This window comes from Rhodococcus sp. NBC_00297 (genome assembly GCF_036173065.1).
GTDB lineage: Bacteria > Actinomycetota > Actinomycetes > Mycobacteriales > Mycobacteriaceae > Rhodococcoides.
Genome location: NZ_CP108041.1, coordinates 1531801 through 1553679 on the forward strand (window position 1 = coordinate 1531801; position 21879 = coordinate 1553679).

17 protein-coding genes and 1 pseudogene are annotated in these 21879 nt (G+C 62.0%); 4 read left to right on the forward strand and 14 right to left on the reverse strand.

The genetic code is table 11. The annotated features are described in order from the left end of the window. Positions 1-3: 3 nt before the first annotated feature. The 11 genes and pseudogenes from OG947_RS07380 to OG947_RS07430 all read right to left on the reverse strand — a co-directional run bounded on the left by OG947_RS07380 (position 4) and on the right by OG947_RS07430 (position 9729). A complete protein-coding gene (locus OG947_RS07380) occupies positions 4-636 on the reverse strand; it encodes an SRPBCC family protein (RefSeq protein ID WP_328813516.1) in 633 nt (210 codons plus the stop codon). Further along, positions 633-1142: a (2Fe-2S)-binding protein gene (locus OG947_RS07385; RefSeq protein ID WP_328813517.1), complete on the reverse strand. Its 510-nt coding sequence runs from the start codon at positions 1140-1142 to the stop codon at positions 633-635. Before OG947_RS07385 ends, OG947_RS07380 begins: the two co-directional genes overlap by 4 nt. Next, a complete protein-coding gene (locus OG947_RS07390; RefSeq protein ID WP_328813518.1) occupies positions 1139-3505 on the reverse strand; it encodes a xanthine dehydrogenase family protein molybdopterin-binding subunit in 2367 nt (788 codons plus the stop codon). Before OG947_RS07390 ends, OG947_RS07385 begins: the two co-directional genes overlap by 4 nt. Further along, complete coding sequence (locus OG947_RS07395) at positions 3502-4131, reverse strand: FAD binding domain-containing protein (protein ID WP_328813519.1); 630 nt, start codon at positions 4129-4131, stop codon at positions 3502-3504. The genes OG947_RS07390 and OG947_RS07395 overlap by 4 nt, the downstream gene beginning before the upstream one ends. A 61-nt stretch (positions 4132-4192) precedes the next feature. Beyond that, a pseudogene (locus OG947_RS07400) lies at positions 4193-4354 on the reverse strand (FAD binding domain-containing protein); the annotation flags it as partial. After that, positions 4354-4788 (reverse strand): MFS transporter, encoded by a 435-nt coding sequence (locus tag OG947_RS07405; RefSeq protein WP_328813520.1) that lies wholly within the window; start codon positions 4786-4788, stop codon positions 4354-4356. The gene OG947_RS07405 and the pseudogene OG947_RS07400, both read right to left, overlap by 1 nt. 34 nt (positions 4789-4822) lie before the next feature. Then, entirely contained in the window at positions 4823-6082 is a 1260-nt protein-coding gene (locus OG947_RS07410; RefSeq protein ID WP_328813521.1) for an FAD-dependent monooxygenase, read from the reverse strand. A gap of 1 nt (position 6083) precedes the next feature. Next, the gene (locus OG947_RS07415) at positions 6084-7115 is read right to left on the reverse strand and encodes a hypothetical protein (RefSeq protein WP_328813522.1); all 1032 of its coding nucleotides are present in this window, start codon (positions 7113-7115) and stop codon (positions 6084-6086) included. After that, complete coding sequence (locus tag OG947_RS07420; protein WP_328813523.1) at positions 7093-7929, reverse strand: carbon-nitrogen hydrolase family protein; 837 nt, start codon at positions 7927-7929, stop codon at positions 7093-7095. Before OG947_RS07420 ends, OG947_RS07415 begins: the two co-directional genes overlap by 23 nt. Next, complete coding sequence (locus OG947_RS07425) at positions 7926-8495, reverse strand: flavin reductase family protein (protein ID WP_328813524.1); 570 nt, start codon at positions 8493-8495, stop codon at positions 7926-7928. Before OG947_RS07425 ends, OG947_RS07420 begins: the two co-directional genes overlap by 4 nt. 190 nt (positions 8496-8685) lie before the next feature. Further along, complete coding sequence (locus OG947_RS07430; RefSeq protein ID WP_328813525.1) at positions 8686-9729, reverse strand: formamidase; 1044 nt, start codon at positions 9727-9729, stop codon at positions 8686-8688. A 118-nt stretch (positions 9730-9847) separates the two neighbouring features. On the opposite strand from OG947_RS07430, the gene OG947_RS07435 reads away from it, so the two are divergent. Next, positions 9848-10858 carry a LacI family DNA-binding transcriptional regulator gene (locus tag OG947_RS07435; RefSeq protein ID WP_328813526.1) on the forward strand — a complete coding sequence of 337 codons (1011 nt, stop codon included), beginning with the start codon at positions 9848-9850 and terminating at the stop codon, positions 10856-10858. A 65-nt stretch (positions 10859-10923) separates the two neighbouring features. Here the strand turns inward: OG947_RS07435 and OG947_RS07440 are convergent, their stop codons facing one another. The 3 genes from OG947_RS07440 to OG947_RS07450 all read right to left on the reverse strand — a co-directional run bounded on the left by OG947_RS07440 (position 10924) and on the right by OG947_RS07450 (position 16948). After that, complete coding sequence (locus OG947_RS07440) at positions 10924-12570, reverse strand: tannase/feruloyl esterase family alpha/beta hydrolase (RefSeq protein ID WP_328813527.1); 1647 nt, start codon at positions 12568-12570, stop codon at positions 10924-10926. A 1594-nt stretch (positions 12571-14164) separates the two neighbouring features. Continuing rightward, a complete protein-coding gene (acs, locus tag OG947_RS07445) occupies positions 14165-16084 on the reverse strand; it encodes an acetate--CoA ligase (RefSeq protein ID WP_328813528.1) in 1920 nt (639 codons plus the stop codon). Between the two features lie 567 nt (positions 16085-16651). Further along, entirely contained in the window at positions 16652-16948 is a 297-nt protein-coding gene (locus tag OG947_RS07450) for a transposase (protein WP_328813529.1), read from the reverse strand. A gap of 228 nt (positions 16949-17176) precedes the next feature. Between OG947_RS07450 and OG947_RS07455 the strand changes: the two genes are divergently transcribed. From OG947_RS07455 to OG947_RS07465, 3 genes are all read left to right on the forward strand, one after another. Then, positions 17177-17767 (forward strand): TetR/AcrR family transcriptional regulator, encoded by a 591-nt coding sequence (locus OG947_RS07455; RefSeq protein WP_328813530.1) that lies wholly within the window; start codon positions 17177-17179, stop codon positions 17765-17767. Between the two features lie 1165 nt (positions 17768-18932). Next, complete coding sequence (locus tag OG947_RS07460; protein WP_328813531.1) at positions 18933-20390, forward strand: amidase; 1458 nt, start codon at positions 18933-18935, stop codon at positions 20388-20390. 11 nt (positions 20391-20401) lie between these two features. After that, a complete protein-coding gene (locus tag OG947_RS07465) occupies positions 20402-21868 on the forward strand; it encodes an MFS transporter (RefSeq protein ID WP_328813532.1) in 1467 nt (488 codons plus the stop codon). The last annotated feature ends 11 nt before the right edge of the window (positions 21869-21879 follow it).

A 21879-nucleotide genomic window follows, 5' to 3' on the forward strand; every position in this document is an offset into this window, starting at 1 on the left:
GGGTCAACGCCTAGTGAAAGCTCTGGAAATCAACCATCCTTCGATGGCTCCTGCGGTGAAGATGCCGACGTAGGGTGCGTACTTTTTTACCGATGTCGGTGCGAAAGACATCACGTTCAACTCACTTGAGACCTGTTCCATGGCCCTCGTCGGGACAACATGGAGTTGTGGTGCAGCATCAGTCCCAAGCGATCGTTCATTCAGGAGCGCACCGAGGTTGACCGCGAACTGTTGCATGACCTTGTTCGACACCGCAACGATAGCGCCCTTGCCGAACGAGACGATCTTGCCACTTATGACGAGGTCGGTACGCAACGTCAGCCGTGACCTGTCGCCCATGGATTCGACCGCCAGGTCGACTTGGGCCTCGGCGTCACCGTTGCCGTGGGAATCCGCCCCTTTGGCTTCCAACGTCAGCGTGTGAGCTTCGCTGTCGACCTCGATGAAACGGATCGTACCGGCGTAGGACGCGCTGATCGGCCCTACTTTGACCTTGACGCCGCCGAGGAAAGTGTCGCCGTCCTTACCCGTGATCGCCGCGCCGGGTACACAGGTGGCGACTTTCTCGACGTCGTTGATCAGCCGGAAGACGTCGTCGGCGGACGCATCGATGTCGAGGGTGTTGGTCAGTATCACTGCGGAACTCCGTTCATTTTCACGCAGCCGGCGCAACGACGTTGCTCGGCGCACGAGTCGATGGCTTCGACGATGGTTTGGTAACCGGTGCATCGGCAATAATTCGACGCGACGACTTCCCGAATTTCGTCTATTTTCGCGTCTGGGTTTTCGGCAAGGAATCCTTCGGCCAGCATCAGGAACCCAGGTGTACAGAAGCCGCATTGCAGGCCGTGGTGTGCGGAGAACGCTTGCTGGAGGTCACTCAGAGTGTCGCCGTTGGACAACGATTCGACAGTGCGTATGTCCGTGTTCTCGACCTGTGCTGCGAAGGTCAGGCATGCACGAGTCGGTTTGCCGTCGATGAGGACGGTGCAGGCTCCGCAGACGCCGTGCTCGCACCCGACGTGGGTGCCCGTCAGGCGCAGATTGTGACGCAGTACGTCCACGAGTGTGCGACGCGGTTCGATGACCACCTCGTGCTCCGTGCCGTTCACAGTGAGTTCGATCAGGTGCTTGTTGCTCATGCTGGTCCCTTCGCCAGTGCGGCCTGTACGGCAACAGGCGTGATCGGCGTGTTGTTCAATTCGACTCCGGTGAAGCGTAGTCCGTCGTTAACGGCGTTAAGCACGGCTGCCGGAGCGCCGATCGTGCCGCCCTCCCCCGCACCCTTGGCACCGGATTCAGTGAACAGGCAGGGGGTTTCGAGGTGCGCGATGCCGATGTCGGGGATCTCGCAGGCAGTCGGCACCTTGTAGTCGATGAAGCTCGCACACAGCGGATTGCCGTTTACGTCGTACGACACCTGCTCGAACAGGGCGCCCGCGATGCCCTGTGCAATACCGCCGCGGCACTGACCTTCGACGATCTTGGGGTTGATGGCGACGCCGCAGTCTTCGACGCAGAAGTAGCGCAATATCTCGACCTTGCCGGTGCCCTCGTGCAGTTCCACGACCACTCCGTGCGTGGCGTTGGAAAAGGTGCCGTCGTTGAACACGTCGAAGCTTGCGGTCGCGGACAGTCCCGGTTCGACGCCCTTGGGCATCAAGTGCGCCTTGAGATACGAGACGTCCGCAATATCTATGTAGGTGACGAACTTCGAATGGTCGTCACGCTGGCGGACGAGGCCCGACCCCAATTCGACATTGTCGTGTCGAGTTTCCATCAAATGTGCCGCAATCTCGCAGAGCTTCTCGCCCAGTTTGTTCGATGCCAGAGCGACCGCGCTGCCGCCGATAGTGATAGATCGCGATGCGAACGAACCGAATCCGTAGGTGATCCGGTCGGTATCGCCCTGCACAATCTTGACCTGCTCCACCTCGATGCCGAGGCAGTCGGCGACAATCTGCGCCATGGTCGTTTCGTGGCTCTGGCCGTGGCTCATCGTGCCGGTGGTGACGACGACGGTCCCGGAGGTGTCCATCTTGACCTCGGAGATGTCGAATCCCGGGACCACGTTCATCTTGCGCGCTGCGAACGCGCTGCTGCCGTAGCCGGTCCGCTCGCTGAAGCAGGAGTAGCCGATGCCGACGTGCCGTCCGGCGGCGAGCGCCCGCTCTTGATACGAGTACCAGCCTTCGTCGCGCAGCGTCTTCTCGCACAGGTTCAGGGCTTCGAGGTAGGAGCCGGGGTCGTAGGTGATGTTGTTGACGCCGGTGTACGGGAACGCGGTGATTACGTTGCGGCGACGGATCTCGACGGCGTCGAGCCCGAGCGCCCGTGCCGCCCGCTCGAACAGTCGCTCCATCACCATGACGTACTGCGGCCGAGAGACGCCGCGATACGGAGCGGTCGGGGTCTTGTTGCTAAAGATCGACCGTCCGCGCACGCGGTATGCCGGAACCTTATACACACCGGGCATTTCCGCCGAGGCCATCAGCGGTTCGATACCGGCGGTGAACGGGTAGCACGAGTAAGCTCCCATATCGCAGACGACGTCCGCGTCGAGCCCCAGGATGTGTCCTTCGGAGTCGAACGCTGCGCGCACGTCGTACTGCTGCTCGCGAGCGAGGAACGACGCGGTCAACGCGTCTTTTCGGTCCTCGATCCACTTGACCGGGCGACCTAGCTTCAGCGCGGCTGCCGCTACGGCAATCTCTTCGCGACCCACGACGCACTTCTGGCCGAATCCGCCGCCCATGTCGGGGACGACGACGCGCACCTGACGCTCGTCCAGCCCGAGACACAGCGCGGTGACGGTACGGACCTGGTGCGGGACCTGGGTGCAAATGTAAATGATCAACTGCTCGTCGCGGCCGTCCCAGTAGGCGAGGCAACCACGAGTCTCGAGGGGCAGTGCGTTCTGACGTCCGGTCCGCGATCGAACGGTAACGATGGTGTGGGCGTCGTCGAAGATCACGTCGATGCCCTCCGTCGCGAACATCTGTACGTCGACGACCGTGTTGTTCGGGACGCCGTCATGCACCAGCGGGACGCCGTCGCTCACCGCCTGATCGGCGGACGTGATCGCGGTGTCGGTCTGGTAGGCCACGCGTGCTGCCTCGAGCCCGTCCTCGACGGTGTAGGCATCGTCGGCGACGACCAACGCCAGCGGTTCCCCCACGTATCTGACAACATCGCTACTGAGCACGGGCATGTCTGTCGGCACGAATTCCGACAGTGGGCGAACCAATACGGCGCGAATTGGCTTCAAGTCGAGGTCCGCGGCAGTGAACACGGCGCGGACGCCGTCGACCTCGGTCACATCACTGACGTCCAGGGTCGTCACCGAGCCGGCGGCCACTGTACTGCGCACGAACTGCGCGTGGAGCATGCCCGGCATGGCGATGTCGTCGACAAAACGGCCGCGCCCGGTCAACAACCGGGGATCCTCCCGACGGGCCACCGATGTTCCGACGAACTTGGGGGTCAGCACTTCGGTACTACTCATGTATGGGCTCCTTGACTGACCAGCGCGTCGCCATACGCATCCGTAACGAGGGTGCGTACGAGGGTGCGGCGGTATTCGACGGTGAACATGCCTTCGTCTTCGAGGTCCAGGGCGTCCGCAGCTGCATCGGCGCAGTCGGCGAACGTGCCGCCCGCAGCGAGGACTGCTTCAGCGGCTGGCGATCGCACTGGAGTGGCGCCGACGCCGGCGAGGGCTACGCGGCCCCCGACGACTTCGACGCCGTCCAGGTCGAGCGATACTGCCGCGGCGACGATCGCGAAATCACCTCGACGCTCGGCGAATTCGGTCACCGCGGCATGGGGTGCCCGGTTCGGGAAGAAGATCTCTACGATCATCTCGTCGAACGCCAGGTCGGTTGCGTAGTAACCGAAGAAGAATGAATCTGCCTCGATCATCCGACGCCCACGCACGCTTTCGACCACGATGCGAGCATCGAGCAGGATGGCCAGCAAACACCATTCCGCCGTCGCGTCGGCGTGGGCGATGCTGCCGCCGACGGTGCCACGCGTTCGGATCGGGTAGTGCCCGACCCAGCGCATGGCGTCGCGCAGCACTACGAAATCCGTTCCCAGGTAGCCGGTCTCGACCTGTTGATGCGTCGTCAAAGGCTCCAATGTGCAGGCCGTCGGACTCCTCGCGGATGTACTGCAGCGAGTTGAGACCGCCAACGTCGACGAGGTGCCCCGGCCGGGCGAGTCGGAAGTTCATCATGGCGACCAGGGATTGGCCTCCGGCGATGATCTTCGCGTCCTCGCCCAACTCGGTGAGCAGTCGTAGTGCGCCCTGAACGTCGCGAGCGCGGTGGTAGTTGAACTGTGCGGGTTTCATCAGACCCGAGCCTCGCTTGCAATGACGTGGGGAGTGTCGTCGACGAGGGTGTCGAGTTCTCGGCCCTTGGTTACCGGTGCGAAGTACGCCATCCAGATTATTGCGAACAGGACGAACGCGGTGACGATGCCAAACGTCAATGGCAAACGCAGGATTGGCCACATACCTGAGCCGAACAGCAGTGGCGCGAAGCCGGTAGCGACGCGGCTGACCGAAGACGCGTAGCCCAAGCCCGACGCTCTGATCTGCGTCGGATACAGCTCGGAGTCACAGCAATACAAAACTGGGAAGTACGAGCCGAGGAGCGGGGTGAGGACGCCGTTAAGTGCGACGTCCCATGCGTCGAACATGTAGCCGAGGCCGCCGATTGTGAAGATCTTTCCCTGGACACCCCATTTCCAGGGGAGCTCTGTTATTTGTTCACCTGTCTTCATCGCAGCCTCCGGCGCGGCGTTGTCGTCCGAGCACTCATCGAGCGAACGAGTAGTGGAATTTCTCGTCGTCGCTGTCGTCGAGCGGCGTTCCGCTCCACAGCCAGTCGTACGAGATATCGGACTCTCCTTCGAACGACGCCAGTGTCGCGTCCCGCTTCTCCTGTTCGGGTCCATCGGGAATGTGGTAAAAGGTTTTGTTCCGCAGGCTCGCATCCTGCACCATTCGGGCGTGCCTGGCTCGTCGAAAGACATACCGTGCCAACGCTCCGTCAATTCCGGCGGTGGTCACCTTCGCGAGTTCTTCGGCTAGCACAGCGGCGTCCTCCATCGCCTGAGATGCACCTTGAGCTTGGTACGGCAACATGGCGTGGCACGCGTCGCCCAAGAGTGCGACGCGGCCGTCGGTCCACCGAGGGTCCGGCTTGCGGTAGTACAGTGCCTGGCACAGGACATTCTCGTCGGCCTTTGACAGCATCGCGTGTGCGCGGTCGTCCCAATCCGGAAACGTGGCCATCAGTTCCTCGGGCCCGACGAGCCGTGGACCACCGTCGCGGACCTCGTCGGTACACGGGGCCAGAGCCACGATGTTGAGGTATTCGCCGTCACGGATCATGTAATGCACCAGGTGGCGGTCCGGGCCGTACCAGATGGTGCTCTGGTAGCGGTCGACGAGCCATCGCGTGGCCAGGTCCTTGACAATGCGGTCGCCGGGAATCAGTGCGCGATACGCCATTTCGCCGGAAAATACCAGGGTGTCCGGCAGACCGATGAGATCGCGGACCGTGGAACGGATGCCGTCGGCGCCGATCAACAGGTCGGATTCGTAGCGCTTGCCATTCGAGGTCACGGTGACCGGGCGCAGCGGGTTCGTGCGGTCGACCTCGACCACCTTCGCGTCTGTCTCGAAGGCCACCATCGGGCCGGGGCCGTCGGGATCGAGGCATCTGGCGTGGATGGCGGAGTGCAGGTCGGCTCGGTGGTAGTGCCAGTACGGTGCGTTGAACGTCTCCTTGCAGTACTCGCCCAGGGCCGTCAGGGCAATGACCTTACCGTTTTCCCACCGTCGACGCACCTGATCCATAGGTTCGGTCTTGATCGCCTCAAGCTGCTTGCGCATACCGAGTGCGATGAGGATCCGGCTGGCGTTGGGCGCGGTCTGAATGCCCGCACCGACCTCACCGAGTTGCGATGCAGCTTCGAGCACTGTGACGGCAATACCGCGATGGCGCAACGACAGTGCTGCTGTCAGGCCGCCGAGCCCGCCGCCTGCAATGACAACTTCGATCGGTGCCATATCAGTTCTCCACCAGTCGGCCCTCGTTGACGACGTCGATGCCGTCGATAGAAACGGTGCATCCACGCATGCCGATGTCGAGGTGCGCGTACGAGTCTCTCCCGAGCACGGGGTGTGGTCCGGTGGACCACAGGAAGCTGCCTGCGAATGCGCGGGCGTCCATACCCATGATGTCGTCCTTGCCGTACATCGCTGCAGCGAACCAGTCGCCGGTCTTCATCAGGCCCCAGCCCATGTGCGAGAGGTAGCGCGACCACTTGTCGTTGGAGTCATCGAAAAACATGTTGAGCAGTGCCGCTTCGCCGCCGCCGGTGACCTCGTCGATGTGCCCGTTGGTGATCGTCAGCGCGGTCTTGTCGCGAACGTACTCTTTGAACGGCAGCAGAATGTCGCCCTCGGACAACACGATCTGCCCGTTCGAGATCTCGGGCCAGCACAGCACCATCGTCGACGGCCAGTGATCCCAACGTCCCTCGTCGTCGGCGAATCCGACTTGAAATTCGGGCTGCGAGTTACTCAGCTGTACGGTCAGGTCCGTGCCTGCGTCGTTGGTGATCTGCATGATCGACCCGTTGCGGACCAGATCGACGCCTGCCTTCACTCGTTCCTTGTCGCCATCCTGGGGCATGTTGCGTATCAACACATCCGGGGCATCGCAAACGAAGATGATGCGTGTTCCGGTTGCGAGGATCTCCTGCTGAATCGGTGCGTGGATGAAACCCTCTGCGGTCAGATCGACGACCAGGTCCGCACCCTTGAGCATGTCCTGAGCCACCGAGCTATTCATGACGGAGAGGAGTCCGGGTCCGGCACCGGTGTGGGTGCTGGGCATCGGGGCCGGGCTTCCGCCCGGTACTGTCGCCGCGAGTACCTGTGCGCCGAGGCTCTGTGCCGCGCCGAAGGCGGCAGAGATGTAGTCACCGCGGCTCGATGGTTCGGCGAGGATCACCACTTGCTCACCTGGCTGGACATTGCACAGCTCAAGCTGACGGGTGAACGCACCTAGTAGATCAGCGGATCGCAGATCGAACATATCGGTTCCTCTCATTAATGTCAGTGATGCCGCCGAGGCGGTCGAGATCTCGCAGATACGGCACTTCGTCTCGTGCTTCCAGAATCGCCTGACTGGCGACTGCAGCGGAGACTGCACCGACCCGTTCGTCCATTTCGATGATCGTGCGTCCACGTGGGTCGACGATGACGCTGTGACCAGCGAATCGTGGCCCGTCGCCGCACTGACCTGTCAACCCGGCGGCCGCGACGACGACACCGTTCTCGAGAGCGCGAGAGCGAGTGAGAAGTTTCCACACATGAAGTCGGACGTGGCCGAAAGCTGACGGGACGGCCACGATCTCGGCACCGCGTCGCGCGAGATCGCGGACCGCCTCGGGAAAGCCGGCTTCGTAGCAGATAACGACGCCGACCGTACCGAACGGGGTCTGTACGACGAGTCCGCTGTCTGCCCCGGGGGTAAATACCGTCTTCTCACCTGCCCAGAGAAAACGTTTGTGGCCTATCGCAAGTAGGCCTCCAGGGCCGACGACGAGCGAACTATCCGAGATGCCGCCACCGGGTAGTCGGAGCGCGATCGCCGTGACGAGCACGGTGCCGGTCTCCACGGCCAACGCGGTCAACGCACGCGACGTTCGTCCTGGCACCACTTCCGCGAGTTCTTGAATGCCCGTGCCGAGGTCGTAGCCGGTCGCAAACAATTCGGGTAGCACGATGATTCTCGACCCGTGTCTGGCGAGACTTCGAACCTGCGCGCCAGCGGCGTCGATGTTCTCTTCCCAGGCGCCGAGCGACGACAGTGTTTGCACGACCGCGACACGGAACTGCCGCGTCACTGCGCCACTCGGTTCATCTCGGTCACGTAGTATGGTCCCGCTAATCGACCCAGGAAGGGATGCGCCAGGGTGTCTACGTGCAGGTTGTCGGCCAGGAGACCAGCTCTGCTCGTGACGGTCACCACGGTTCCGAGTACTAGCGTGTCGGTCCCCAGCGCAACTTCCTGGTGTGTCTCGCACTCGAGCGATATGAGCGCTTCCATCACTGAAGGAGCAGTAACGGATTGCGAGTCAATTGCAGTCATCCCGGACAGGTCGAATTCATCGATGTTGGGATGAACCGTGTCGCAGCTGACTGTCACTGCATCCGCACTGTCTGCCGATGGAATATTGACAACGAAGTTTCCCGTGTCTCGGATATTGACGAGTGTGTCCTTCTGTTCACCTGGACACCCGATGCGTTCGCCTATCGAAACCATCAGAGTTGCGGGACTCCGTGACGCGACGTTGAAAAAACTGAAGGGTGCCAAATTGTTGACACCAGTCGCCGAGACGGTCGAGATCCATGCGATCGGCCGTGGCTGGACAGCGCATGACAGCAATTTGTAAATGTCGTCTTCGGTCATGGTTGTGATGTCGTGACATGCTCTGCCCGGCACCGCAATGCGTGCGCCAATCGTAGAGTCCACTGCTAAGCCCTCTCTTCTGCAACAGGTTGTGCAACCGGTTGCGTCACCAAAGTACAGACAAATCCGACAGTGTGTCGACCGTTGGGGCAAGTATCGCCGGTAGTTAATCAGCCCGTTACACAGCGCGTCACTCTGTCGCTGCGCCCCGCAAGCCGGCGCGCGCGGAATCAACAGGATTGTCCGCAGTGCGCGGCGGACCATAGCCCTCCGAAGATCCGTCCAAAACCTGCACGTCTGCTTCCCAGGGGACCTGGTAGCGACCATCGACCAGCGCCTTCATGTAGGAATACGGGCAGTCACGGGCGCCACCAGCAAGGGCTGTATAACCGCGGTGCCCGAGTTGGTAGATGTTGTTCTCCACCCCCCACTCGCGTCGGGCCACGTCGGCGCGAGTTGGCTCGATCGAGGTCGTGACGATGCGGCCCGGCGTCGAATCCCCTTGCTCCACGATCGTGCCCTCGTAATCGCATACCATGGCCTCGCCCATCGACGGAATTCCATTGCCGTCGTCACCCGCCAGACACACTGAGGCTGTAAACGCAAGGTTTTGAAATGCGTTCGCCTCGTTAGTGATACGCCACGCTTGCGCCAACGGGAACTTGTACCCCGCCGTACGGAGCAGCACGTTCGCACCGCGGTAGCATGCCTCACGCGCCATTTCCGGGAACATTCCGTCGTGGCAGATGAGCAGGGACAACACTGCCCCCTTCGGTCCCTCGCAGACGGGAACACCGAGATCACCCGGTTCCCACGGCTCCTTCGGTGTCCAGGGATGGAGCTTGCGGACGTAGAGCACAATTTCACCGTCGGCGTCGACGATGATCCCGGAGTTGAAGGGCGCACCGTTCGGGTTGCGTTCCATGACGCTGAAACAACCCCACATTGTCGACTCTCGGCAGACCTCACGCAGCCGGTCTACCTGTGGACCGTCCATGTCGCACATGACGTCGTCGAGAGCCCATGACGATTTTCGCAGACCATGCAGGGAGTATTCCGGGAAGACCAGCATGTCGAGGGAGCCAAACCCGGACTTGGCCTCACGCACCGTTCGACACACTAGATCGGTTGTCGCATCGACGTCCGCGATGGTGCTGATCAACGGCACCTGCTGTTGCACTAGTCCAAGCGTCAGCGCGGTCGAGGTTGGGTTGAGTCCTCCGAGACTGGTCATCGACGTCCTTTCTCTGAGCGATTTGGTGCGCAGTCGTTTGCACACAAAGTGCTAGTTTTATTCGGCCGGTAGCTCCGCTGCGGACTGGCGCGAAATGGAGGACACGACGGTGAGGAGTGTGACGCAGGGAACTGTCACGCTGCGGACAGTCGCACAGGCGGCCGGGGTGCACGTTTCGACGGTGTCGCGTGCTCTCCGACGGGTGGCCGCAGATCGGAACGGCGCAACTGCTGGCGACCTCAGGCTGTTTGAACTCGCGCAGAACTTGGGCTATGTGCCGAATCCGAACGCGGCCAGCTTGACCACCAAGAAGTCGACCGCTTTCGGAGTTCTCGTCCCCCGCCTTACCGATATCGTGCTGTCCGCCATGTACGACGCTATCGAGGACACCGCTAACCGAGCGGGATACGAGACTTTCGTGGCGAACACGCACGACGATCCGATCCAGCAACGCCGACGGATAGACCTGCTGCTCGGTCGCAACGTCGACGGCCTCATCGTCGGTGATGCCCGGCTGGACAACGACAACCTCGATCAACTCGCCCGTCGTCAGGTGGAATTCGTCCTTGTCAGTCGTAGCTACCCCGGTGTGCTGTCGGCGACGTGCGATGACTTCAGAGGTGGCTGGCTCGCGGGCGAGCACCTCGCAAGACTCGGCCACACACAGGTCGCGGTAGTGTCCGGCCCCACCTGGACCAGTACTGGTCTCGACCGTCAACGCGGATTTGTGGCTGCTCTTTCCGACTCGGGAATCGATATCCCTCCCGAGTACATTCGCGCGGAAGGCTTCGACTCTGCTGCAGGTACGCGGGGCGCTGAGGCTCTGCTCAGTTTGCGAAGACCGCCTACCGCCATCTTTGCCACCAACGACTTCAGCGCGATCGGCGTACTCGGCGTGTTGCGACAACGCGCCCTCGAACCAGGGCGGGACGTTGCCGTGATCGGATACAATGACATCTCTATAAGTTCGGACCTCACGGTCCCTCTCAGCACAATAAGAACTCCGCATCACGAGATCGGTGTTCGTGCCGCTGAAATGCTCCTCGCCATCACGCATGGCTTGCCTGTTTCCTCTGTAGCATTACAACCAACCCTTATGGTACGTGAATCGACGGCCCCCTCTGACTAGAGTCAATGACGAAGAGAGGGTATCGAGCTCTTTTCATGCTAATCCGTAGCGGCTCTGGGGTTCTGTCAATCCTGCAATGTGGATGGCTCGTAATTGACAGCTTGAAGGGGATCACCGCTTCCGAGATACTGTGCGACGGCAGGGTACGGGTAGATCGGTCTGGTCGAGAGTATCTCGACACCACCCTTGTCCCAGCGCTCTGCGATGAATGAGGTCGGAGCAATGCCTTCTTCTACCCATTTCATCAGGCCGGACATAGCTGCACTTGCCGTCAGGCCCGGACCTTCGCCGTCTGCGCTAATATGCCCGGCACCCGGCGCCAAGAACAAGCGTGCGAAAGTGGACGTCTTGTCTAAGCCGCCCATTTCGTGCAAGACCCGTTCGAAATACAAAACGGATCCTTGATGTGGTATTACCTCGTCATCCATTGCGTGGGTCAACAGAAGTTTGCCCCCAGCTTCCCGAAAGTTGGACAAGTTCGGATCGTCGGTATCAGTGAACGCCATTTCTTCGATGCTCTGCTGAAACAAGTCGTGATAGCTTTTCAATGTAAGGTCGCGCCAGTTCCATTCATCTCTCTTCGCGATCCACCCACCGAGGTAACGCTCAGCAATAAAGAATGGAGCGGGCTCTGGACCTTCCGGCGTGTCAGCGACAACAGCCAGCCCGATTGCGCCCCAGCTGCGAACTCCGGGTCGCAAACCAAACCATAGCGGTGAACCGTCATCGGCTTTGGGACCCTCCCAGATTTGCTGCATCACGGACGCATCCGCTTCAGTGATCACACCCTCGGAAGTGACCGTGTCGATGAGGTCGAAGGGGTCGACGTCGACAGGGTCGAGTGTCGACACAAAATTCAAACCGTCTTGTAGAGATCCGCCGCCAGCGATTACCGCCGCTTCCCTGAAAGCTTCAAATTTGGCGGGAGGCATGGGGTTCTCGGCGGCGTGCATCACCATTGCCGGCCAGAATTCCGCCGGGTACAACTTGCTGTAGCTAATGACCGGATCCTGAGACCAAATTCCCTGGTAGTCATCAGGATACCGCTGGGCCTCCATCAGGGCCTGGCGGCCGCCACCTGACCCACCAAAGAAATAGCTGAATAGGGGCGGTTTGTCGTGAATCGCCTCGGTCACAGCTTTGCCGATCACCGTCATATCGTGCGTGCTCCGGTGCACCCAGTTTTGAATCAGCTCCATATCGAGTGTGCCTGTGTCTCCAATGAGCGGCCAGTCGATCATCCGGGGATCCGTGATTCCCCCGTCCGTCGACGCGCTTGAGAACCCGTTCCGAATCGCGTCAGGTAGAGAGAGGATTTGAGCGGTCTGTGGAGGATCCATGATCATGGAGTTACCACCGGGCCGGTTCCCACCGCCTCCGAGTCCCAGGAAGCGCTCATTCCAGATAAGGGGAACCCAAACCCTAACGTGGGCATAGTGGCCACCTGGGGTTTTCATCTGCACAGACACATCGACGAAACTGGGCAGTCCGTTGATCGTTGAGACTGGAATGGGGAGCCAGGGCGGTGGTTCTGTGGCGACGATTCCGTCAATGTTCAAACTGACGGACAGCAATCGGGCGCCGTCGATATGGTTGAGGGCACCACTGATGATTTCCGACGTGGCCCTGTCCTGGGCGTCACTGGTGCTGGCGTCCCCGTCCATAGTGATCCAGCGACGTGGCGCAAGCCCTGTGTATTCGAAATTTGACATGTCTTCTCCTTTAGTCAGAGGGGGTCGGATCTCATTTGCGTTCGTCGCTGCACCTAGGAGAATGACTCGGAGGACTGTCGTCCTCAAGAGCTCTTTCCACGAACGACCGCACTGAGCAACGTGACAAGCGCCGTCACGCCGGTATCGAACCGGTTGCCCTAGGTGTGTCTGCGCCCTGACGGCCAGCGTCCTGCACTCGGCTACTGGGCTACTGGGCTACTGGGCAAGGATCTCGACGGTCATGCGCCGTTGAAGACGTCAGGTAGGTGACACGCGGCCAAAGGTCCGTACTCGCACCCAACGGTCAGTTCTGCCGTCGCGGTTCCTCGTCCCTGTGCGCTAACACATCGAGTTGGGGGCTGTCACCCTGCAGAACTGCGCTGTTCTGCAGCCGATTGCTTCGACCGTACACAGTGTCTCACAATTGGACGATATGTCTACCCGAATGCCCCGCGCCCACGACGGAGAACCGGAACAGGTGTCGATCGGGTCTCGGCGCCTACTTCTGGCACGAACCGGCGCTACTGGTGGTCCGGTAGCCATCGACCGTCCACTTTCAGCGAGGTCGTCGAGGGTAAGGGTTACGGTGTGCGTGTGGCAGGGCTTGGCTCGCAGGACTGGCGCCGCACGGTCTGCGCGACGGTGATCGCCACCGTGATCTGTGTCGCCGTCGACGGCGGTGTCCATGTCGGCCCATTCGACGCGGTGAGGTGTCGCCGCTGCGCGTCGACGCCCCCCCCGCGTTGGGTTTCGGGGCCGGTGACGGTGGTTGTACAACGGCGATGGTCATCGGTCCGGTATAGGGTGCTCGGTCCTGGTGTCCAGTGCCTCCAGGTCGAATCTTGCACTGCCAGTCTCGAGGTGATCGCCCCGGCGGACAACGAGGGCGATATCGTGCGCCGGTCGGAGTTGCTACATCGCAGAGCGGTGCTGCTTCCAGCTGGCCGATGAGGTCACGGTTGAAGCGCCGCGGCCGGTCGATCTCCGCCTTTGCAGTTCGCAGTTTCGCGGTGATCTCATCCGCGGCCGGTGTACGGGGCCGAACCGACCCTCGATTCACCGGTTCTCGGTGTGGAAGTACGCACCGATCTGACTGGCCGGGGCGCGACGCACCCGGCGCACGACGAATGCTTCTCGCGGGATTCGTGGTTCTGGTCAATCGTCAAGGATCAGGTGCAGGAGTCGTGGTCCGTGGACCGCCTCCCGCATCTTGGGGCTCTGTTCCGATGCGTTCTTCAAGGTCTCAGATCAAGAAGTGACGCAGACACGTGAACAATTGCATTGAGGTTCGCTACCACCCAGGAGGAGGTCGAGACCTGTTGTGTCGGGTACTTCGATGTCGTACCGCCCGAACATGACTAGTGGTCGACCGTAGTCACTTTCTCTAGGCGCACCATTGGGCAGATTGTGATTGGACGCCAAACGCCCCTACGCTCGGTCGCCCGGCGCACCTCGATATCCTCACTCGCCTCGCCTCGCCTCGCCTTGACCGGACCGCACGGCGCAACGCGTGGCGCAGTCCGTTCGCTCCCATCGGGTTATGCCCCCGGGGTGGCGTCGAGATGCCCAACAGCTCAGGTGCAGCAGTGTCGCGCTATCGGCTGTTGGTGATCGCGTCGAAGACCGCCGGGTCGACGAGGGTCGAGGTGTCACCGAGGTCGCGGCCCTCGGCGACGTCGCGGAGCAGGCGGCGCATGATCTTGCCCGAGCGGGTCTTGGGCAGCTCCGGCACGACCGTGATCTGTCGCGGCTTGGCGATCGGGGAGATCTCCTTGGACACCTGAGCCTTCAGCTCGGTGATCAGCGCGTCGCCGGTGTTCTCGATGCCCTCGCGCAGGATGACGAAGGCGACGATGCCCTGGCCGGTGGTCTCGTCCGCCGCGCCCACGACGGCTGCCTCGGCGACACCGGGGTGGGTCACCAGAGCCGACTCCACCTCGGAGGTGGAGATGCGGTGACCGGAGACGTTCATGACGTCGTCGACGCGTCCGAGGACCCAGAGGTCGCCGTCGTCGTCGAAGCGCGCACCGTCACCGGCGAAGTACCAACCCTCGGTGGCGTAGCGGGACCAGTAGTTGTCCTTGTAGCGCTCCATGTCGCCCCAGATACCGCGCAGCATCGACGGCCACGGCTCGTCGAGTACGAGGTACCCGTTGCCACCGGGCCCGAGCATCTTCGCGTCGTCGTCCACGATGGCGGCCGAGATGCCGGGGAGCGGTGTCTGGGCCGATCCCGGCTTGGTGGCGGTGACACCGGGGAGCGGCGAGACCATGATCGCGCCGGTCTCGGTCTGCCACCAGGTGTCGACGATCGGGGCGCTGCCGGCGCCGATGACGTCGCGGAACCAGCGCCACGCCTCGGGATTGATGGGTTCGCCGACGCTGCCGAGCAGGCGGATCGAGGAGAGGTCGTGTGCGTCGGGGATCTGTCGTCCCCACTTCATGAACGTGCGCACGAGCGTGGGCGCCGTGTAGTAGATGGTGACGCCGTACTTCTCGACGATGTTCCAGTGCCGGTGCTCGTCGGGAGAGTTGGGCGTGCCCTCGTAGACCACCTGCGTGGCGCCGTTGGCCAGCGGGCCGTAGACGATGTAGCTGTGCCCGGTGACCCAGCCGATGTCGGCCGTGCACCAGTAGACGTCCTTGCCCTGCTTGTGGTCGAAGACGTAGTGGTGCGTGTAGGCGGTCTGCGTCAGGTAGCCGCCGGAGGTGTGGATGATGCCCTTCGGCTTACCGGTGGTTCCCGAGGTGTAGAGGATGAAGAGTGGGTGCTCGGAGTCGAACGCCTGCGCCTCGTGCTCGGGGGAGGCGGATCCGACGGTGTCGTGCCACCAGAGGTCGCGGCCCTCGGTCCACTGCACGTCGATGTCGGTGCGCTTGACCACCAGGACGTGCTCGATCGACGCGGCGCCGTCCACGGCCTCGTCGACCGAGTCCTTGAGCGGCGCGGCCTTGCCGCGGCGCCACTGGCCGTCGGTGGTGACGACGAGCTTGGCCTCGGCGTCGTCGATGCGCGAGCGCAGTGCGGAGGACGAGAAGCCTGCGAAGACGACGCTGTGGGTCAGGCCGAGGCGCGCGCAGGCGAGCATCGAGACGATGGCCTCGGGGACCATGGGCATGTAGATGGCGACGCGGTCACCCGAGACGAGCCCGAGATCGGTGAAGGCGTTCGCGGCGCGGCTGACCTCGGCGAGGAGGTCGGAGTAGGTCATCTCGCGGCTGTCCCCGGGCTCGCCCTCCCAGTGGATCGCCACCTGGTCGCCGCGGCCCTCGACCACGTGCCGGTCGACGCAGTTGTAGGCGACGTTCAGTTCACCGCCGACGAACCACTTCGCGACGGGGGCGTCGGACCAGTCGAGGACCTGCTCGAACGGGGTGTGCCAGTGCAGCCGGTTCGCCTGCTCCGCCCAGAACGCGAGTCGGTCGTCCTTCGCCGACGCGTACAGCTCGGCCCCGGCGTTGGCCTGCGCGACGAAGTCGTCGCTGGGTGGGTAGCAGTCTTCCACAGGTTCCACTGACAACTCTCTTTTCATGTCTACCGTGGTCATCGAAGGCACGCTTCTCGGTGACAGCCGATCTTGAGCATCTGGTCGAACCGGGTCCCAGCGCCAACGGTCAACTGTCAAAAGGACGCGTTGGTTCGGTCGGCAGTTCGGTAGGTCGACATACGTCGAAAGCAAGGTAGTGCCGACGGAGACGTACCCACGCCGACCGTCACGGATTAGCCTCGTAGCTGACATAGTGTCATCTATCAAGACGAGATGTCAAGTCATTAGGGTATGTGCATGCGCGCCGACCGGAATGAGGTCGCTATCGTCACCGGCGGAGACGTGACCTCGACGTATGTCAACGTCAAAGTCACGGAATCGACTACCGAATCGACCCGGGAGAGAAGAATTCGAGACAGTTTGACTGCAAGCTGTACTACTACATCGAGCACAGCGAGCGGTCGGTGGCCGCAAGCGGACCGCTCACCTTCCGCAGCTCGCGACTTCCCGGCGGCCGCCGGGAGGTCTACGAAGCGTGATCTGGAACAGACGCGGGCGATCCGGGAGTGGGCGAACGCGCGGGTACGCCCTTCTTCACAGCGCTGCCGCTCCGATTGACTGGGCTGCGAAAGAGCGGTGGGCTCGGGCCGCGAGGCGTTCGGTCAGAGTGCGGTTCTCCTGGCGCAGGCGTTCGCACTCCGCCTCGGCAGCACGCAACTTCGCGGTCATCTCATCGGCAGCGGGTGAGCGCGGTGATCCGAACTCCGCCTTGATCCACAGCGCGACGGTGTCCTCGTGCGCCCCGATCGCTTTCGCGATCGCGGCGACGCACTCGGCTGCGGGTCCACCGCCAACAACCAGAACGCGCCGGCGACTACTCGCAGCAGGCATGCGAACCCCGTACGACGACGTGGATGCGTCGGCAGATGACATGGCGCCGCGCCACGAGGGGTGGCTCTAGACCCCGCAGTGCGTCCCGCTGGGAGAGGAAGCCGTCGATCAGTGGGATAACCCAGAGCCAGACCATGACATACTGTTGAGAAACTAGTCATGATGGTCGGCCAATGAAGAGGCGATGCATGTGGTCAGACTCTGTGTAGCGGACTGCAGGAGGAGATAGTGGAGAATCGATCCACGCTGCTAGAACAGAAGCGCGAATTTACGCGGACACGGCTCCTCGACGAGGCCCTGGAGTTGTTCCGGACGAAGGGCTACGTCGAAACCACGGCAGAGGATATTGCCTCGGCGGTCGGGTGTAGTCGAGCAACCTTCTACCTGCATTTCAAGAGCAAATCTGAAATAATGATCGGGATCTTGGAACGAGTGTGGCCGTCGGTCGACGACTCGGTGGATGAGTTTGCAGCGGCAGTTGCAGCGGGATTAACCAAGGATGAACTCCGCGTCCGAATCTCCAACGACCGGGCCGTCTGGAGTATGTACGCCGGTGGACTTCGAGCGTTTAATGTGGCGCAGATGGTGGACCCGGAGGTTACCAAGTGGCTGGAATCAAAGGCGGCCCGAGCAGTCGAGCGAGTTTCCCGAGCTGCCCCAGAGAAGATCCATATGTCACCGCGAGTGCAACGCACGAGAATTGTGATACTTAGCCGAATCGCCAATGGCGCCCTCGAAATGGAAGACAGCGTTGACTGTCCGAGTTCGGAGGTTGTGGATTACCTCACCGACCTATGGGCAGATCTCATCTGCGTATGAACAGGCGCGGCCGTCCGAGAGGACACCGACGCTGTCATGATCGGCTGACGAGGTGACCTAACTGACTGTCGTCGACACGGCAGGCACGCATTATAGGACCTCCAGCTGAGCCGATCGCGCTTCCGGGCGACCCTTTCTCGTGATCGCCAAGAGCGCAGCCCGAGCATCCAGTCGCATCGCGACTTATTTCCTTACTCGGGTTGCACTTGCCGCACGAATGACACGAGGTTATGGGTTTCGGAGACACGGCGCGGTCGGCTCTCTTTCGACACTCCGCGCCGACGGGAAACCGTGCGCAAGAAGGAAAGCCCGCCGCCGCGGGACCGCCGGCGCGATCGGGGCAGTTCTGCTCGTCCTGCTCGTGTTAGGGCCACAGCGAACTCCTTAACTATGTCCGCTGCATCTCGGCGTCATCGGGGAACCATCTAGTCGCGCTCCGACGTGTGACGCCGTCGTTGGACTTTACCGCTCCCGTGAAACTGCCCGCGGCGATAACGTGCGAACTCCCGGGCCGCAGGCAGCACGAGCAGATGCCGTATTTGTCATTCTGTGTGACTCCGTTAAAGAATCGCACCCGCTGGTCGATGACCGAGGCGCGGTGGCCGGGGGCCAATGTCAGAGAGCAGCCCGGTCCGGTCGGATCGAAGATCTGGCGAAAGTAACTGTTTCAGGTTGCGGCCATCGCCTTGGCTACTCCTGAGTCAGGAACTCCCTCTCCGTGCATCAAGCTGGCCCACGAGTGCAGTTCCGGCACGCCGGCGTGACCGGCGCGGGTGATCCGACTGATATCGAACTGGCCCTCTGTCATCGACGGCTTCCTCTCCCAGCTCGATGCCAGCGGGGTCTAGAACCACCCCTCGTGGCGCGCGCCATGTCATCTGCCGACGCATTCACGTCGTCGTACGGGTTCGCATGCACGGTGCTTGTCGCGCCTTCATCGGCGAACGTCCCGCTCACAACAGAACGACAAAGTGCTTGACACGGCGTCTAGTACTACGGCATTGTGACTGGTGTCACGCCGATCTCCTGAGGGGATTGACTCCGTGACGGCATCAGGCGCCATCCGCGGCGTCTGGCCGCGACCCGAGCGTCCCGGAAACGGCGCCGCTGTGTGTGCAGGGCACGGCTACGTGCGAAAAGACCGGATCACCCTGAAGGGCTACGAATGAGTGACGATCTGACTTGGCTTCCCGCGTGGCGAATTGCCGCCCTCATAGCAGCGCGTGAAGTGACTGCGGTAGATGTGACCAAGCATTTCCTGCGGCGCATCGCCGCATTGGACCCGTCTCTGCACTCCTTCTCCTACCTTGATGAGGCAGGAGCCATGGAACAAGCCGGGCGCGCAGCGGAAGCGGTCGAAAGCGGCCAGCGCCTGGGGCCGCTGCACGGCATTCCGTTCGCTGTGATGGACCTGACCCGCGTCAAGGGCATGCCCACTGCCGGGGACTCCACGCCGAGCCGGTGGGACAGCGTTGCCGTTGAACGGTTGCGAGATGCTGGCGCAGTAGTGTTCGGCACCCTGAACACGTACTTCTTCGAGGCCGACACACGGCCGCGCAATGTTTGGGATCTGAACCGGGATCCCGGCAACTCAAGCCGGGGTAGCGCCACTGCGGTCGCAGCTGGAATGTTGCCGTTCGCCCTCGCGGAGGATGGCGCTGGGTCTACGCGCTTGCCGGCTAGCTGGAATGGTGTGCTGGGGCTGCACCCAACGCGAGGTCTCATCCCGCGGATAGATCACGACAATCCCGCGCAGATGAACGCTCACGGCGCCTCCGTCGGTCCGATTGCGCGGGACGTCCGCGACTGCGCGATCATCACGAACGCGCTCGCCGGACCGGATGGCCGGGACCAAACCGTCATCCAGTCCACCCCTCGCAACTACATCGCTGACCTAGATCGAGGAGTCTCCGATCTAAGGATCGCGTGGACCGATGACTTCGGTTGGTCAGGAATTCATGCGAGCGAAGAGACTCCCAAGGTCACTTCGATCGCCCGAGGCGCGGCGTTTGAACTTGCCTCGCTGGGAGCGACTGTACGGCCCACCCCCGAGGTGTGGGAGGACCCGCTGCCAGCGAACGGCACCTTCGGACGACTGATCGTCTCGTCGGGCTTCATCCTTGCTCTGGCTGGGGATCAAGCCCAGGCTCGCCAAGACCGGCTCGACCGGGCGCTGGGGCTCGAGCCAGCAGAGGCACCCATGGTCCCGGAATTCACGAGCCCGACCGCCGATGAGGTCGCAGCTGCCTGCGACCTGCGAGACCGCCTCTGGCGCACGACGATGCGCGCTCTCGAACAAGATGACATCATCGCCAGCCCGACGACACTAATCCTGCCCAAGACCCTCGAGGAGTGGGGCCTGCAAGGACGAGAGTTCATTTTCTCGTCGTACAGCGCCCATACGTCGATGTTCAATCTACTTGGGTTTCCCGCGCTGACAGTCCCCTGCGGTTTTGAGGAGGGGCTACCCGTCGGCCTGCAGCTCGCGACGCGACCGGGGCGCGAGGATCTCCTGTTCCGCGCCGCAAAGTCGTACCTAGACGCTTTCCCGCAGCGTTCACAACCGCCAGTCGCGACCACAGCCGCCCTTGACCCCACTCGATCTTTTTCACCTGCCAGATAATGGAGCCGCAAATGACCAGCAACATTGCGACCGTGAATGAATTCTCCGACCACCTTTCACCCAATCGTCGCCGTGCCACGATCGGCATCATTGCGGCCACTGGGTTTATTATCGCCACCAACTCGGCAGCGATCCCGCCGCTCCTCCCTCTTCTCGGAACTCAGCTGAGCCTGACTGTCGGTCAAACATCATGGGCCCTAACCGCTTTACTGCTGGCTTCCGGCATCTCCGCGCTCGTCATCCCCAGGATGGCCGATCTCAGAGGGGATAGATGGGCACTGATAACGCTGCCTGTATTCACGACGGCTGGCTGCGCCATGGTGGCATTCGCAAACGGCGCCGTGATGCTGATACTTGGTGCCGTCCTCGTTGGCATGGGGATTCCTATTTCGGTGGCCGCGATGAACGCCTATCGGCGCTTGCTCGGCGAAGAGCACATTGGGAGGGCTGTCTCGGCCGCGACCGTTTGTGTGATGGTGGGTTCCGCAGTGGGCGGGGTTATCGCAGGTGCGCTCGCCGATAAAGTCGGCCTTCCCGCAACCTTTCTGACGCTGACTGTGGTGAGCATTTGCTTGGTCATCACAGTATTTGTCGTTGTGCCCCATATGCCACCTGCCGAGAAGGGAACCGTCGGGATCGTTAGCGTCATCCTTGTTGCAGCTTGGGTGGTCGCGTTGCTGTTCGGCTTGTCTCAGGGACCCACCTGGGGATGGGGTGAACCCAATACCTGGATCACAATCGGGTCCGCAGTGGTGGTAGCAGCGCTGTGGGCAATGCGCGAGCACCGCCTCGCGACCCCCCTGGTCGACTTTTCCGTCTTCCGCGAAAGTGCTGTGACTCGGGCAGTCGTCGCAGGATTCCTCGTTGGTTTTCCGGTCACCAGTCTCTACGTGCTCTTACCGATGATCACGCAGATGGACCCCGCCGTGGCATCGTGGGGACTAGGAAGAAGCGCACTGGCGACTGCTCTCATCATGGCTCCGTACTCACTCATCGGAGCTGTGGGAGCGGCTATCTGCGGAAGATTCGTTTCCCGAGGCTACCCACTTACGGTTGCAGCGGGCGGCGCCATCCTCCATCTCATAGCTGCTGTCACACTCGGATTCCGGCACGACTCGGTGGCCGTGCTAGCCGCAGGAGCCGTGATTTACGGCATGGGTGTCGGCTTTGTCACCGCCGGTCTCTACGGATCGATCCAGCGCTCCGTTCCACCCGAGCGTGCCGGCATGGGCGCCGGCGTGCTTGCACTCGCGCAGACCATCGGCGGCGCTGCTGGCCCGATCGTCGTGTCCATTGTTCTGGCACGCGAAACGCTCCCTGCGAATCCAGCAGTTCCGGCCGGCGGGGCAGTCACGCACGCATTCTTCGTCGCGGCTACATGCGAGGTAGTCGTCATTGCGGTCTGTGCCAGCGGCATCATGCGCGAGGTACGGGCGCGCCGATCTCAGGTCCTTAGGGCGGAGACGCTCGCTGTGTGAGGTTCTCCCGC